Source organism: Gemmatimonadales bacterium, assembly GCA_036279355.1.
Lineage (GTDB): Bacteria > Gemmatimonadota > Gemmatimonadetes > Gemmatimonadales > GWC2-71-9 > DASQPE01.
Genome location: DASUJH010000013.1, coordinates 61,459 through 74,984, shown reverse-complemented (window position 1 = coordinate 74,984; position 13,526 = coordinate 61,459). Strand labels below are relative to the sequence as shown.

11 protein-coding genes are annotated in these 13,526 nt (G+C 71.3%); 8 read left to right on the top strand and 3 right to left on the bottom strand.

The annotated features are described in order from the left end of the window. Both VFW66_03090 and VFW66_03085 read right to left on the bottom strand, forming a co-directional pair. The coding region (locus VFW66_03090; protein ID HEX5385668.1) for an SDR family NAD(P)-dependent oxidoreductase at positions 1-543 on the bottom strand (543 nt) is incomplete at its 3' end. A 4-nt stretch (positions 544-547) separates the two neighbouring features. Next, positions 548-952, bottom strand: a complete 405-nt coding sequence (locus tag VFW66_03085) for a cupin domain-containing protein (protein HEX5385667.1) — start codon at positions 950-952, stop codon at positions 548-550. Positions 953-1,024: 72 nt separating this feature from the next. Here VFW66_03085 and VFW66_03080 point away from each other — a divergent pair, with 72 nt between their 5' ends. Then, positions 1,025-1,960 (top strand): glutamate--tRNA ligase family protein, encoded by a 936-nt coding sequence (locus VFW66_03080; protein HEX5385666.1) that lies wholly within the window; start codon positions 1,025-1,027, stop codon positions 1,958-1,960. Here the strand turns inward: VFW66_03080 and VFW66_03075 are convergent. Further along, complete coding sequence (locus VFW66_03075; GenBank protein ID HEX5385665.1) at positions 1,944-3,806, bottom strand: PDZ domain-containing protein; 1,863 nt, start codon at positions 3,804-3,806, stop codon at positions 1,944-1,946. The genes VFW66_03080 and VFW66_03075 overlap by 17 nt on opposite strands. 178 nt (positions 3,807-3,984) lie before the next feature. Here VFW66_03075 and VFW66_03070 point away from each other — a divergent pair, with 178 nt between their 5' ends. From VFW66_03070 to VFW66_03040, 7 genes are read left to right on the top strand one after another with little or no spacing between them, the layout of a single operon-like run. Next, positions 3,985-4,734: a polysaccharide biosynthesis/export family protein gene (locus VFW66_03070; GenBank protein ID HEX5385664.1), complete on the top strand. Its 750-nt coding sequence runs from the start codon at positions 3,985-3,987 to the stop codon at positions 4,732-4,734. 7 nt (positions 4,735-4,741) lie between these two features. Further along, a complete protein-coding gene (locus tag VFW66_03065) occupies positions 4,742-7,225 on the top strand; it encodes a polysaccharide biosynthesis tyrosine autokinase (protein ID HEX5385663.1) in 2,484 nt (827 codons plus the stop codon). 30 nt (positions 7,226-7,255) lie between these two features. Beyond that, the gene (locus VFW66_03060; protein ID HEX5385662.1) at positions 7,256-8,743 is read left to right on the top strand and encodes a sugar transferase; all 1,488 of its coding nucleotides are present in this window, start codon (positions 7,256-7,258) and stop codon (positions 8,741-8,743) included. A gap of 10 nt (positions 8,744-8,753) precedes the next feature. Next, positions 8,754-9,947: a glycosyltransferase gene (locus tag VFW66_03055; GenBank protein ID HEX5385661.1), complete on the top strand. Its 1,194-nt coding sequence runs from the start codon at positions 8,754-8,756 to the stop codon at positions 9,945-9,947. Then, positions 9,944-11,620 carry a WecB/TagA/CpsF family glycosyltransferase gene (locus VFW66_03050; GenBank protein HEX5385660.1) on the top strand — a complete coding sequence of 559 codons (1,677 nt, stop codon included), beginning with the start codon at positions 9,944-9,946 and terminating at the stop codon, positions 11,618-11,620. Before VFW66_03055 ends, VFW66_03050 begins: the two co-directional genes overlap by 4 nt. Beyond that, positions 11,617-12,561: a glycosyltransferase gene (locus tag VFW66_03045; GenBank protein ID HEX5385659.1), complete on the top strand. Its 945-nt coding sequence runs from the start codon at positions 11,617-11,619 to the stop codon at positions 12,559-12,561. The genes VFW66_03050 and VFW66_03045 overlap by 4 nt, the downstream gene beginning before the upstream one ends. After that, a complete protein-coding gene (locus VFW66_03040) occupies positions 12,558-13,508 on the top strand; it encodes a glycosyltransferase (protein HEX5385658.1) in 951 nt (316 codons plus the stop codon). The genes VFW66_03045 and VFW66_03040 overlap by 4 nt, the downstream gene beginning before the upstream one ends. Positions 13,509-13,526: the final 18 nt, after the last annotated feature.

Sequence of the window (13,526 nt, the reverse complement as noted above, 5' to 3'; positions counted from 1 at the left end):
GGTGACGCCGAACGGCGCCACTTCATTCGCAAGCGTCCGCGCGAAGCCGGTCACCGCCGCGCGCACGCTGTTCGAGAGCATGAGCCCCTCGACCGGCTGCTTCACCGTGATGGACGTGACGTTGAGAATGCGCCCCCAGCGGCGCTCCTTCATACCGGGCAACACGGCTCGACAGAACTCGAGCACGCTCTCGAGCAGCACGGCGAGCGCCTTCTGCCACGCCTCGGCCGGAATCTGCTCGAACGCGCCAGCCGGCGGCCCACCCGCATTCGTCACCAGCACGTCGACGCGGCCGAACGCCCGCATGGCCTCGTCCACGACGCGCCGAGCCTCGTCCGTCTCGCCCACGTCCGCGGCGACCCCGACCGCCCGGACCCCGTGCTCCCGCGCAATCGCCTCCGCCGCGGCGCGCACGGGCTCGGCGCTCCGCGCGCAAAGCACGAGATCGCATCCCTCGGCGCCGAGCTCCGCCGCGATGGCGCGGCCCAGGCCTTTGCTCGACCCGGCGACGAGCGCAACCTTGCCGCGAAGCCCCAGATCCACGAGCTCAGCGCTCGCGGAACAGGTCGTCCACGCCCTGCTTCAGATAGTCATCGGTCTTGTCGAGCCAATCCTGCCGCGGCGGCGAGAACACGTCCACATCCAGCGTGTCCTCCAGCGCCTCGGCCTTGTGGCGCACTCTTGGGGGAATCGTCAGCACTTCGCCTGCCCGGAGCACCACCTCGTCCGCGCCGTCCTCGCCCAGCCAGAACTTGAGCGCGCCCTCGAGGATGTAGGTGATCTGCTCGTTCTCGTGCGAGTGCGCCGGCACGATGCAGCCCTGCTTGAGGTAAACGTGCGCCAGCATCACCCGGTCGCCGGTGATGAGCCGGCGCTCCAGCAGATCGGTGACGCGCTCGCGGGGCATGTCGTTCCACCGGTGGAAGCCTACGCCGGAGGTGAGGCTGGGCATGATGTGCTCCTCGATGCGGGATGAACGAAGGAACGGCTAATGTACGGCCCGATCCGGCTATACTCAACGCGCATGACCGCCGTCGACCTCGACCGGCTCCGCCGCAGTCTGCCGCCCCATCCGCTCACCCGCTTCGCGCCGAGTCCGACGGGCCATCTCCACCTGGGCCACGCCGTAAATGCCGTGTACGTGTGGGGCATCGCGCGCGCGCTCGGCGGGCGGGTGCTGCTCAGGATCGAGGACCACGACCGGACGCGCTGCCGGCCGGAGTTCGAGAGCGCGTTGCTCGAGGATCTCGAGTGGCTTGGGCTCGAGCCGCACGTGGGATCGATCGGTGAGTTCCGCGCAGGGCGGTCGCCTTTCCGTCAGAGCGACAACGATGCCCCGTACGCCGCCGCGCTCGCCGGGCTGGCCGAGCGGGCGCAGGTGTATGCCTGCGCGTGCTCGCGCCGCGATCTGGCCGCGGAAGCCGGCGATCCGTTCAACGACGAAACACCCTACCGCGGCCGCTGCCGAGAGCGCGGGCTCGAGCCGGGGCCGGGGCGCGGAATGCGCGTCGTGCTCGAGCCCGGTGCCGAAGGCTTCGACGACTCGATGCTCGGCCCCCAGCGCCAGGAGCCCGCCGTCCAATGCGGCGACCTCCTGCTGCGGGACCGGCTGGGCCAGTGGACCTACCAGTTCGCCGTGGTAGTGGACGACATGCGGCACGAGATCGACCTGGTGATCCGCGGCGCCGACCTGCTCGCCTCGACCGGCCGCCAGATCCGGCTCGCGCGGATGCTGGGCCGCGCGCGCGAGCCCGTCTGGCTGCACCACCCGCTCATCCTGAAGCCCACCGGCGAGAAGCTGAGCAAGGCGAGCCGAGACACGGGGCTTGGCGAGCTGCGCGCGGCGGGTGTGAGCGCCGCGGACGTGCTGGGCGAGGCGGCGTACCGCGGCGGCCTGCTCGAGCGAAGCCGGCCTCTGCGCCCCGAAGATCTGCCGGACCTCCTTATGAACCGCCCTTGAGCAATCCGTCTCGCACACGCACCGCCTTGGCCGACGCATTGGGATCGGACTCGATCCGCACGTCCACCTGCTCGGTGAGCCGCACCTTCGCATTCACCGTGAGCGTGTCCGTGCCCCGCCGGAGCTTGATCGGCAGGTCCTGCCCCTCGGCGTTCGCATACCGCTGGCGGAACCCCGGACCGAAATCCGGATCGGTGATCTGAAAATCACCCAGCGCCAGCAGCACGTCGCCCACCTGCACACCGGCCTGCTCCGCCGCGCCTCCGGGGACGACCTGCACCACCCGCGACCCCTGCCCGGCGGAGTCGGGGCCCGTTCCGACGCCAAGCCGCGGCGCGCGCGTCGTGTCCGCCACGAGGCGGAGCCCGGCGAGCGGCAGCACCTGCGCGTACGGGAACGGCTGGCGCCCGTCGATGTACTTCGCGTAGAAGTCGCCGAACGCCTTCCCGCCCGCGTCGCGGCTCACCGTGTTCCACCAATCGGTGCCGGTGAACCCGCGGCCATGCTTGTACGTGGTCTGGTACAGCTCGCGCATCACGTCGTCGAGCGAGCGGCGGCCGTCGCTCGCGTCCCGGATCACGATGTCGAGCAGAAAGCCCGCGAGTGAGCCCTTCGGGTAATAGATGTACTGGGTGCCATCGGTCGGATGGATCCAGGTCGTAAGCGACGCATCTTCGAGCGCAATGGGCGGCGCGTCCATCACGTTCTGCACCTTTCCTCCAGTGAGCATGAAGAACGCGGTCGAATCGATGATGCCGCCGCGCACGAGCGCCAGGTCGGCGTAGTAATCGGTAATCCCTTCGCTCACCCAGAGCCAGGGCGTGGGCTCGGGGCGCTCGTACTCGTACGGCACCATGTCGGCCGGACGGAGCCGCTTCACGTTCCAGGCGTGAAAGATTTCGTGCGCGCTGACGGAGGCGAGGATCGGCGTGCCGATGAACATCGGGTTGTAGACGCCCACGTGCGAGCTCTGGTGCTCCAGCGCGCTGCCGCCGCCATACGCCGAGTCAAAGATCTGCATTACCGTGTAGTTGTCCCACGGCGTCACGCCGAACACTCGCGACTCCACCGGAATTGCCTCGCCCAACTGCTCCCAGAGCATCGCCCGCGGCTGGCCGGTGAGCACGCCGGCGGGATAGGTCGCGAGCCGCGTCGTCCGGCCCGACACCACGGTGCTGTCCATGTCGAAGCGGCCGATGAAGAACGGCATGTCGACCAGGTCGTGGTAGTTGCTCTCGCGGTAGGTGCGCGGCTCGCCGGTGGGGTGCATGCCGGTCGCCACCTTCCAATCGGCCGGGGCCTCGATGTGGACGGTGGCCGGAAAGTCGAAGCCTCGGCCCTCAGGATAAAGGAAGAGATTGGTGCCGTTGAACAGCAGGAAGTCGGGCTTGGCCCATGCCATCGCGTTGTCCAGCGTGTCGGCCAGGTAGTCGAACCGGACCGTGACTTCGCCCGCGCCCGTGGGGCGCACGCGCCAGGTGTCGTAGTCGAGCTTGTCCCACTCGAGCGCGCCGCCGCCGCCCCCGCCCGCGCCGTCCGCGCCGAAATTCGAGACCCAGCGCGCGAAGTTGCTGATTTCGTATGCGCCCGGCGTCCACGCGGGAAGCGAGAGCAGCACCGGTTCCGTGCCCTTCACGTCGAACCGCATCGCGACCTTCACAGTGCGGGCGGCGGCGCTCGCCGAGTCGAACGCGACCTCGTACCGGACGTTGGCGATCGCTGCGGATCGTTGCGCGGCGGCCGGTGCAGGGCGCGGCTTGGCCGCGGGCGCCGGGCGCTGCGCATTGAGCAGCACGGGGACGACGAGCGTGGCGAGGGCAATGAACGCAGGGGGATGCATTCGCATGGATGGTCCCGGTGACGAGTTTTGCGCGGTGCGCGTTGCGACCTAGTCGACGATGATACACACAGGACGGCGCACACGCGCGAAAAGTTGCGCCCGCCGCGCAACATCCGGGGCGTAGAGCTTGCAGCGACGCGCGCGCGCAACTCAAGTAAAGAATGCACGCGCGGCGGACAAGCGCATGGTCCGCAAGCGATTCATCGCCGCGCCGAAGGCCGTCCCCAATCATCGCCGCCATGCTCTCTGCACATCGGGCGGCAAAACGAAAGACCAACCCTCGAGCGCCATGCTGCGTGCGCTGTTGCTCCTCGCCCTCCTGGGCTTTGCGGACGTTGTAATGCCGTCCCTTGGCTCGGCACAGGCCCCGGCTGCCGCGCAGAATGGTGCACGGTCCGCCGATTCGGCCGCCACGCTCCGCCCCGGTGACGTCATCCGCCTCAAGATCTGGCGCGAGCCGGACTTCTCCGGCGATTTCACCATCAGCGATGCCGGCAGCGCCGTGCTGCCGAGGCTCGGCCCCGTGCCGGTGGCGAGCTACACGGTGGATTCGCTCACCCGCACGCTGGTGGCGCGCTACGCCGCGTTCCTGGTCAATCCATCGATCGAGGTCACGGCGCTCCGGCGCGTCAACGTGCTCGGCTCGGTGAAGAATCCGGGGCTGTATCAGGTCGATCCGACGATGACCGTTGCCGATGCACTGGCACTGGCCGGCGGCGTGGCGAGCGACGGGAAGAGCGACCACATCGAGCTGGTGCGCGACGGTCGCCGGATGGAGGTCGCCCTCGCCGCCGAAACCCGGCTGGCCGACACGCCGATCCGCTCCGGCGACCAGCTCTACGTGCCCCAGCGCAGTTGGCTCAGCCGCAACGTCGGCGTGCTCGCGGCCGGCGTCTCGGCCATCGGGCTCGTCGCCGCCGCCGCCATCAACTGAGGTCCCCATGCTCGAGCATCCCCTGGCCGTCCGGTCCCGACCGGCGGCGGTCTCGGCCGTGGTGGAGCCCCCGGCCGCACGCCGCGCCGATGACGTCACCGTCGCCTCCGTGTGGAGCGTCATCCGCCGGAGCCGCGGGCTCGTGTTTCTCTGCGTCACGCTCATCGTCGGGCTGATCGGCGCGTACACCTTCTTCTGGGCGCGGCCCGTCTACGAGGCGACGGCGGCACTCCGGTTCGAGGAGGAGGAGGTTAACCTCCCCGAGCTGGTTCGCCGTCTCTCCACCGAGAGCCAGGTGAGCACGGAAGTCGAGGTGTTGCAGAGCCGGGCGCTGGCCGAGGACGTAATCGAGCGCTTCGGGCTCCGGCTCGTGGTCACCCGGCCGCGCAAACTCCCCCGCTCGATGTTTTTCGGCGGCATCATGGTGAGCGACTCCGCCGCCCCCGGTGAGTTCGCCCTCATCCGCCAGCCGGACAGCAGCTTCGTCCTCGAGGACCGGCAGGCCGAGCGGACCATGGGCGTGGTGCACGCGGGGGACCGGATTTCGGTGGGCGGCGCCACGTTCACGCTCCTGCCCGCGGCGCGCTCCGAGGCGGCGATCCGCTTTGCCGTCGTGGACCCGGACGCCGCCGTGAAAGCGTTCTCCGGCGCAATGAAGGTGTCCCGCCCGACGCGGGACGCCAACATCGTGACGCTCACCTTCCACGACGCCGACCCCGAGCTCGTCGCCGCGGTGCCCAACTTCATGGCCGGCCGGTTCATCGCCGAGCGGCAGGAGATCAAGAAGACCAAGGCGCGGAGCACGGTGCGGTTCCTCCACGAGCAGCTCGACACGCTCTCGCAGCAGCTCGCGGCGGCCGAATCACAATTGCGCGCGTTCCGCGAAAAAGAGAAGGTCGTGAGCCTTCCCGACGAGGCGAAGGGTCAGGTCGAGCGGCTCACCAACCTGCACGAGGAGCGGGCGGGCCTCGAGGCGGAGCGCGCCGCGCTGGCGCAACTGCTCCAGGAAGCGGCCAGTCAGCCGGCGGATCGTTCGCCCGGCGCGCCTTCGCCGATGCGGCGCCTTGCTGCGTTCCCCACGCTCATCAACAACAGCACGGTCGCGACGCTGCTCAAGTCGCTCACGGAGGTGGAGACCCAGCGCGCCGCGCTGCTCGAGCGGCGCACGCCGGCCGATCCGGACGTGCAGGCGCTCGACGCGCGCGTGCGCGAGGTGGACGAGCAGCTCGGTGCCATCACCACGACCTATCTCCAGGGCCTCACGGGACAGGTGAGCGCGCTCGACCAGTCGCTCGCGGACCTGGGGCGCGATCTCAAGAAGGTGCCGGCGAAAGAAGTGGAGTACGGTCGCCTCCAGCGTACGCCGACGATTCTGCAGGACATGTACAACCTGCTCGAGACCAAGCTCAAGGAAGCCGAGATCGCGCAGGGAGTTGACGACCCGAGCATCGGCGTGGTCGACCCCGCGGTGCGGCCGGAGCTGCCCATCCGGCCGCGGCCCGCGCGCTATCTCGCCGCCGCCGTGCTGCTCGGTCTCATGCTCGGCATCGGCCTGGCGCTGGGCCGCGATTTCAGCAACAAGGCGGTGCGGAGCCGCGCCGATGTCTATCAGGTGACCGGGATGCCGGTGCTCGGCTTCATTCCGCGCATCCGCCGCGCGCGGAGCCGCCGGTTCCAGCGCTCCCATCCGCCGCTCCAGTTCGCACCGTCCGAGGTGCACGCCGCGCGGCTTCGCGTCGGCCGCTCCCGGATGCCGAGCCCGCTCGGTGCGCGGCTCGTGGGGGCGGCGGACGGTGCGAGCGACGCCGCGGTGGAGGAGGCGTATGCCCGGCTCGAGGCCAACATCCTCTTTTCCCGTCCCGACGAGCCGCTCCGCACCATCATGTTCACCAGCCCGCTGCCGGGCGAAGGTAAGACGCTCACCGCCGCGAACCTTGCCATCACGCTCGGACGGCGCGGCGCGCGCGTGCTCCTCATCGACGCCGATCTTCGCGCCGGCGTGATCCACCGGCTCTTCGATGGCGCCAAGGGCATCGGCCTCGCCGAGACGCTCGCCGGCCGGGTGCGCCTGGCCGACGCGGTGCGCACGGTGTCGCTCGGGCCGCGCGGCAGCCTCGACGTGCTCGGGCGCGGGGGCCGGCCCTCGTTCCCGAGCTCGCTGCTCGCCTCGCGCGGGATGCGCGAGCTGCTGGAGGAGGCCAAGGCGCAGTACGAAGTGGTGGTGCTCGATTCGCCGCCGCTCAACGTGGTGACCGACGCCGCGCTGCTCGCGAGCCACGTCGACGGGCTCATCCTCGTCGCCCGCGCCTGGGTGACCGATCTCGACGCGCTGGGCTACGCAGTGGAGCAGCTCCGCTCGGCCCGCGCGCCCGCGCTCGGCGTGCTGCTCAACGACATCGATCCCCGGCGCGACGCCGTGTACGACGGCGCATACCGCTACCTCGAGCGCGCCGAGGCGTACTACTACGCGACCACGGCAGGCGTGAGCTGAGCGGCCGCGGACCTGGCTTCCGGCCACCATATGCGCACACTCGCGAACGGGTCAACCCGTCCCGCGCGCCCCGCCGCACCGGGCGCCCCGCCGCTCCTGCCGGGCCCGCGCCACACAACGATCCCGCTCGCCGTGTGGGTGGCGCTGGACACGGGGCTCGCGCTCGGCGTGCTGGTGGCCGCGCTGGTGATGCAGAACGTCGGCGTGCTCTCGGGGGGCATCCAGGCGTTCCTGGCGCTCCGGATCACCGTCAAGAACCTGCTGCTGCTGGTCGGCTTCGTGATCGGCTGGCCGCTCCTCTTCCGCGCGTGCGGACTGTACGCGGCGCCGGCGCGCAACCCGTGGAACGAGGAGGCGCTGCAGGTCGTGAAGGCGTGCGCCATCGGGAGCCTCTACGCGCTCGCGGTGGCGCTCACGAGCGAGAGCGGTGCGTTCGGGCTGCCGGCGGTCGGCTGGTTCTGCGTCGGCACGGCGGGGTTGACGCTGCTCACCCGCGGCGCGGTGCGCGCGCTGACACAGGCGGCGCTGCCGGCGGAGCGCAAGGTGCTCATCGTGGGCAGCGGGCCGCGCGCGCTTCGGCTCTACGAGTACCTGAAGGGCGGGGAGCACGGCTGCGAGGTGCTGGGTTTTGTCGACACCGAGGTGCATCCGGCGCTCACGGCGCACGGCTGGCTCCCGATGGGCGGGCTGCACGAGCTGGAGCGCATCCTGATGCGGCAGGTGGTGGACGAAGTGCTCATCGCGCTGCCGATGCACAGCCACTACGACGAGATCCAGCGCGCGATCGCCACGTGCGAGCGCGGCGGCGTGCAGGCGACGCTGCTGGTGGACGTGGTGCAGTCGACGGTGGCGCGGCCGCGGCTCCGGTCGACCGGCCCGCTGGCGCTGCTCACCATGCTCACCGTGCCGGACGACTACCGGCTGCTCGCCAAGCGCGGGTTCGATCTCGTGGGTGCCACGCTGCTGCTGGCGGCCTTCGCTCCGGTGATGGCGGCCGCGGCGCTCGCGGTCAAGCTCACGAGCCCGGGCCCCGTGCTCTTCGTGCAGGAGCGCTACGGGCTCAACAAGCGGCGCTTCCGCATGTTCAAGTTCCGCAGCATGGTGGCCGACGCCGAAGCGCGGATGCGCGAGCTGGAGCACCTGAACGAGAAGGCGGGGCCGATCTTCAAGATCGCGCGCGACCCGCGGCTCACGCCCGTCGGCGCGGTGCTGCGCCGCACTTCGATCGACGAGCTGCCGCAACTGCTCAACGTGCTTGCGGGCGACATGTCGCTCGTGGGCCCGCGGCCGATGAGCCTGCGCGACGTGGCGCTCTTCTCCGAGGCGTGGCTCATGCGCCGCTTCAGCGTGCGCCCCGGCATCACCGGCCTCTGGCAGGTGAGCGGGCGCAGCGACCTGGGCTTCGAGGACTGGGTGGCGCTCGACCTCAAGTACATCGACGAGTGGTCGCTCATGCTGGACGTCTCGATCCTGCTCCGCACCATTCCGGCGGTGCTGCTCGGGCGGGGCGCCACCTGAGGCGGAGCGCATGGTGATCGGGCGCCCGGTGGCGATCTACCGCGACGTGCTGCTCGCGCCGTCCGAGACGTTCGTGCGCGCGCAGGCGGAGGCGCTCACCTCCTTCGTGCCGTACTACGTGGGCGCGCGCGCGACGGCCGGCCTCGAGCTGCCGGCCGGGCGCACGCTGCTGGTGAATCAGGGCACGCCCGGAGGCCGCGCGCGCGAGCTCTGCTTCAAGGCGACGGGCATGGCCCCCGCCCTCGTGCAACGGCTCCGCCGTCTCCGGCCCGCGCTCATCCACGCGCACTTCGGGCCGGACGCGCTGCGCGCGCTCCCGCTTGCGCGGCGGCTTGGCGCGCCGCTCGTCGCGACCTTGCACGGCTACGACGTCACGATGCACGCCGCCGAGCTCGCCCGGACGGGGCTCGCGGGCGCGCGCTGGGTGCGGCACCGCGGGAGCGTCTGGCGGGAGGCCGCGCTCGTGCTCGCCGTCTCCGAGTTCGTACGCGGGAAGGCGATCGCGCAGGGCTGTCCGCCGGAGCGCGTCGTGGTCCACTACACCGGCGTCGATCTCGATTTCTTCCAGCCGATTCCCGGCGGCGTCCGGCGGCCCATCGTGCTTTTCGTCGGCCGGCTGGTCGAGAGCAAGGGCTGCCATCACCTGATCGAGGCGATGCGGCGTGTCCAGGAGATCGTGCCCGACGCCGAGCTGGTCGTGATCGGCGACGGACCGCTGCGGGGCGGACTCGAGGCGCTGGCGCGCTCCGAGCTGGAGCGCTGGCGCATGCTGGGCACCCAGCCGCTCGACGTGGTGCGCGCGTGGCTCGCGCGCGCGCGCGTGCTTAGCGTGCCGGGTGTCACGGCCGCATCGGGCAACACCGAAGGATTCGGCATGGTGTTCGCCGAGGCCCAGGCGATGGGCACGCCGGTCGCGGGCTATGCCCACGGCGGCATTCCCGAGGCCGTGGCCGACGGCCAGACCGGGCTTCTCGTGCCCGAGGGAGACCGCGACGCGTTGGCCGACCGGCTTGCCCTGCTGCTCTCGGACGACGTGCTCTGGCGCCACATGAGCGACGCGGGGCGGCGCCGAGTGCGGCAGCAATTCGACATCCGGCGGCAGACGGCGCGCTTGCAGCAGCTCTACCGCCATGTGCTGGGCGAGGGGCCGCGTCCGGCGGCGGAGCCGGCCAGCGCACGGCCGCGGCAGGCGGTGGCGGGATGAGCGCGACGCTGGTTCGGGCGCCGGCGGCCGGGCGGCGGCCGGCCGAGCCGCCGGCGCGGACGGACGCGCCGACGTACCGCGTACTTGGCGTCGAGATCACCGCGCTCACGCTGGCCGGGCTCGGAGTCACGCTCGACCGCGCGATCGCCGATGGGCGCCGGGTCTTCATCGCCAACCACAACCTGCACAGCGTCTATCTCTATCACCGCGTGCGCGGCATGCGCGAGCTCTACGCGCGAGCCCACGCCACGATCATCGATGGCATGCCGCTCGTGCTCGCCGGGCGCTGTCTTGGTTTGCCGCTCGGCCGCCGCCACCGGCTGGCCACGCTCGACTGGATCGGTCCCGTCATGGCGCGCGCGGCCGCCAACGGGTGGCGCGTGTTCGTCCTGGCGGGCCGCCCCGGTGTCGCGGAGCGCGGGGCCGCCGTGCTCCGCCGCCGTCACCCCGGGCTGCAAATCCTCACGGCGACCGGATACTTCGACGCGGCCCCCGGCAGCGCCGACAGTCGCGCGATGGTGCGCCGGATCAACGCCTGGGGTCCCGAGCTTCTGCTCGTCGGCATGGGCATGCCGCGGCAGGAGGAGTGGCTCGCCGACCACCTGGACCAGCTCGACGCGAACGCGGTGTTCAACGTCGGCGCCGTGATGGACTACATCGCGGGCGAGATCCCCACGCCGCCGCGATGGACCGGCCGGCTCGGCGTCGAGTGGCTTTACCGGCTGGTCACGACGCCGGCGCGCACCGCGCGCCGGTACCTGATCGAGCCGTGGTCGCTGGTGCCGCTCTTCGCCCGGGACATGGCGCGCCGCCGGGTGGTATCACCGCCCCAACCCGCGGCCCTGGTGGCTCCCGCGGCGCCAGCCTCGGCCGACATTCTCGGCGTCTCGGTGGACCTGCTCACGATGGCCGCGCTCACCGAGCGGATCGCGACGCTCGTCGCCCGGCGCGGGAGGCACGTCGTCGGAAACCACAATCTGCACAGCGTCTGTCTCTATCACCGCCACCCGCGCATGCGCTCGATGTACGAGCGGGCAACCCTCACCTTCATCGAAGGCATGTCGCTCGTCGCGGCGGGCCGGTTGCTCGGGCTGCCCACGCGCCGGGTACATCGCATCGCGGTGCTCGACTGGATCCACCCGTTGATGGCGCGCGCGGCCGCGGAGGGGTGGCGCGTGTTCGTCGTGGGCGGCGCGCCGGGAATTGCGCGAAGGGCGGCGGAGCGGCTCGCGCGCGAGCACCCGGGGCTCGTCATCGACACCGCCTCTGGCTACTTCGACACCTCGCCCGGCGGCTCCGACAACGCCTGGATGCTCGAGCGGATCAACCGCTTCCGCCCCGACCTCCTGCTCGTCGGCATGGGAATGCCGCGGCAGGAGATCTGGATCGCCGACAACCATGACCGGCTCGACGCGAGCGTGGTGCTGAACGTCGGCGGCCTCATGGACTGCATTGCCGGCGAGATCCCCACCGCGCCGCGCTGGCTCGGCCGCTACGGCCTCGAATGGCTCTTCCGGCTGGTCGCGACGCCTAACCGCACGGCCGTCCGCTACCTCGTCGAGCCGTGGACGCTGCTACCGCGGCTCTGGCACGAGATGAACGCCCACCGGCGGACGCGGCATGACGCGGCGATACACGACTCACTCTCCCGCACCGGAGGACCCACCGGATGAGTCCGAGACCTGAGCCGGGCCTCGTCTCCGTCGTGATTCCCTGCTACAACGCCGAAGCGTACCTCGCCGCTGCGATCCGCTCCGCGTTGAACCAGACGCACCCGGCGATCGAGGTGATCGTGGTGGACGACGGCTCGAGCGACGGATCCCGGCTGGTGGCGGCGTCGTTCGGCGACCGGATCACGCTGCTTGCCGAGCCGCACCGCGGCGGCAACGCGGCAAGGAACGCGGGCGTGGCGCGAGCGCGGGGGGAATACATCCTCATGCTCGATGCCGACGACGTGCTCGGCCCCACTTGCGCGGCCTCGCGGGCGGAGGTGCTCGCGGCCGAGCCGGAGGTCGGGCTCGTCGCCGGCCACTATCGCGAGATCGACGCCGCCGGGGCGCTCCTCCCGCGGATTCCTGAAGTTCGACGACTGGGCCCGCTCGCGCCGTTCCGCCAGGCTGTGCGGCGCAACTGGGGACCTCCGGTGGGCTGGGTGTTCCGGCGCGAAGCGTACGAGCGGTGCGGCGGCTTCGATCCGCTGCTCCGCTCCTGCCAGGACTGGGACTTCGTGATCCGCGTGGCGCTACGCTACCGGATCGCGTACGTGCCGAGGGCGGAGGCGTTCTACCGAAAGCTGCCGGGGTCGGTATCGAGCGATCCGGGGCGGATGCTCACCGAAATGGCCCGCCTTCAGCGGAAGAACCGCGCGTACGCGGAGAGCGGATGGCGCTACCGGATCGATTGCGCCCTTGGACGATTCGAGCTGGGCCGGCGAGTTCTGCATGCCTCGCTGACCGGCGCGCCGCTCGCGACGGCGGTCCCCCGCACGTTGTTGCTCGTGGCGCGCCGCCCTTCGCTTGTCTGGATCGGTGCGCTCTCGGCAATCACGTTCGTAGCTGGCAAGCGGCCGAGCGCAAAAAGTCACGCGCCGGCTCCGGCATCGGTGCCCGCGTGAGCAGCACCGAGATCGCCATCGGCATCGCCACGTGGCGGCGGCCCGAGGGGCTGGCGCGGTTGCTTGCCGGGTTGGGTAATCTCGTGTTCGTGAAGGTGCCACGGCCGAAACTCACGGTCATTGTCGCCGACAACGACCCCGCGGGCAGCGCGTCCAGTGTGTGTCGCGCGGGAATCCCGGGTGGCAATGCGCGGCTCGGGTACGTGGTCGAGCCCCGGCCGGGCCTCGCCCCGGTGCGCAACCGCCTGCTCGCGCACGTGCCCGCCGGCGCCGCCGCACTCGCGCTGGTGGACGACGACGAGGTGCCGGCGCCGTCGTGGCTCGACGAGCTGCTCGACCTGTGGCGTCGAACGGGGGCCGGGATCGTGGCCGGCCGCGTCGAGCCGCACTTTCCCGAGCCGGTGCCGGCCTGGGTGGGGCGCGGACGTTTCTTCCACTCGCGGCCTGCGCCGAGCGGTGCGCCCACGCGGCGCGGCGGCACCTGCAACTGCCTTATCGACGCGCGGATCTTCCGCGAGCTCGGGCTCCGCTTCGACGAGGCGTACGCCGAGTCGGGCGGTGAGGATACGCACTTCTTCTGGCGCGCGCGTGCCGCGGGCGAGCGGGTCGTGTGGTGCGATGAGGCGGTGGTGACCGAGTGGGTGCCGCGCGAGCGCGCGACGGTGGGCTGGCTCGCCCGCCGCGAATATCGCGAGGGCGGGACCGTGGCGCTGGTGGAGCGCGAGCTGGCGCCGCCGGCGCCGGTGTTGTCGCGCGCCGGCCGCGTGCTCCGGGGCGGGGGGCGCATCGCGCAGGGTGTCGCGCGCCTCGCCGTCTCGCCACCGCTCGGGGCCACGCTCACGGCGAGCGCCGTGGAGGGCGTGAAGCTCGCCGCGCGCGGCGCGGGGATGATCGCGGGCAGTTTCGGGATCAGGTATCGCGAGTACGCGCGGCGGGGGGCGCGTTGAGCGCGGCCCGAAGATCCG

Coding starts and splice junctions, on each gene's coding strand:
- VFW66_03045 (HEX5385659.1), top strand. CDS start 11,617: ATGAGTCCGAGACCTGAGCCGGGCCTCGTCTCCGTCGTGATTCCCTGC.
- VFW66_03070 (HEX5385664.1), top strand. CDS start 3,985: ATGGTCCGCAAGCGATTCATCGCCGCGCCGAAGGCCGTCCCCAATCAT.
- VFW66_03065 (HEX5385663.1), top strand. CDS start 4,742: ATGCTCGAGCATCCCCTGGCCGTCCGGTCCCGACCGGCGGCGGTCTCG.
- VFW66_03060 (HEX5385662.1), top strand. CDS start 7,256: ATGCGCACACTCGCGAACGGGTCAACCCGTCCCGCGCGCCCCGCCGCA.
- VFW66_03055 (HEX5385661.1), top strand. CDS start 8,754: ATGGTGATCGGGCGCCCGGTGGCGATCTACCGCGACGTGCTGCTCGCG.
- VFW66_03080 (HEX5385666.1), top strand. CDS start 1,025: ATGACCGCCGTCGACCTCGACCGGCTCCGCCGCAGTCTGCCGCCCCAT.
- VFW66_03085 (HEX5385667.1), bottom strand. CDS start 952: ATGCCCAGCCTCACCTCCGGCGTAGGCTTCCACCGGTGGAACGACATG.
- VFW66_03075 (HEX5385665.1), bottom strand. CDS start 3,806: ATGCGAATGCATCCCCCTGCGTTCATTGCCCTCGCCACGCTCGTCGTC.
- VFW66_03050 (HEX5385660.1), top strand. CDS start 9,944: ATGAGCGCGACGCTGGTTCGGGCGCCGGCGGCCGGGCGGCGGCCGGCC.